The organism is Streptomyces sp. NPDC038213, from assembly GCF_055600495.1.
In genome coordinates this window covers 1-1,310 of the sequence record NZ_JBVJYM010000079.1, presented here as the reverse complement: position 1 = coordinate 1,310, position 1,310 = coordinate 1, and the positions used below count along the sequence as shown (strand labels likewise).

The 1,310-nt window shown below is 64.4% G+C and carries 1 protein-coding gene; it reads left to right on the top strand.

Annotated elements, in window-relative coordinates; translation table 11 throughout:
• On the top strand, positions 1-1,225 hold a 1,225-nt coding region (locus tag ACZ7JZ_RS36035; RefSeq protein ID WP_470947403.1), incomplete at its 5' end, for a hypothetical protein.
• Positions 1,226-1,310 lie beyond the last annotated feature (85 nt).

Here is a 1,310-nt window from a genome sequence, read left to right as displayed (position 1 = left end):
ACTCCTTGGGATAGGGCTTGGGCACGACAACATCCTTCCAGGCCGCTTCTCAGCAAGCCAGGTCAGGTGTCACTCAACCCTGCAGCAGTCCCCAGGTCACCTGGCCGCTTCGGTGATCCTCGCAGCCTGCGAGCAAGCCTTCAGCCACGAGGGCCTCGGCCTTTCTGTGCACGAAGTGGTGCGCCTGGTCTCATCCGCCGACAGCACCGCATACAGCGTGGCCTACCTCGCCTGCCTTCTCGTGAGCCGGGCACAAGACCAGCAGGTTGCGGCGACCGCGCCGGGCCTGGCCCGTGCCTGCTGGGACAGCGGCGCCTACCACCTGCGGCTGGCCGCCCTCGACCTCATAATGTACGTACGGTTGTCAGCTGACGACGCAACCCACGACCGCCTCGTCAGCCTCCTCGACGAACTCAACCCCAACCACCCGGCCCTGGTCAGCTCCCTGGCCGAAATACGGGAACTGTACGGCCAACCACAGACAACCGAGACGGCCGCCAGCATCACCAAACGGATACATGCCACCCTCAAGCTGGCCGATGACCCGGCCGACAAACTCCACTCTTTGCTGCCGAACTTCGCCCCTGCTAGCGCTTACGGCATCTTCACCAATCAGTTCGAGTTCGTCGGTGCCGCACCGTACCGTGAAGCCATAGAGGACTTGGATCCTGAGACTGGCCACCGTCTGCTCGGGCTGGCAGGACTCCAAACCGACCTCACGATGTGGATGCCCATAGTCCTCTCCGAACTCATGCCCGCGCCTGCCAGCGTGGCACTACCAGCCTTCGAGTGCTGGGCAGCCCGGCTCGACCCCACCGACCAGGACACCGTCGCCGCCCACCTCCTCGGCATCGCGGGCTGCGCCCGTCACGGACACCCCCTGCCCCAGCTCTCAGGCCACGACGGACCTACTGGGGAAGCCTGGACCTGCTACGGCCAGATGCTGTGGGCCCTCCACCATCCTCAGCTCTCAGAAAGCCAGGTCGAGCAGCACTGCGCGCCTCAGTGGCAGCGCCTGATCCACGACATTCCAGAAGCGGCAGCGGAGCCGGTCCACTGGATCACAACGGCGTACCACGAACCAGCGGTCTCGGTCTGGCAGCGCCTGATCGTCCGTTTCCCCAACGAGGTACGCACAGTTCTGGAGTACGCGGTTTTCCACCGAGGCCAGCGGGCAGTCGTCTCCGACCCGTTCCTCAACCCCACCCAGAGGTTCTGGGCTTGATCCGCTTTGACGGACATCGGAGATCAGGGGCTTGGGCCCCGGAAGGATGATGTCCATCATGGAGAGCATGGGGAAGAAGAAGCCG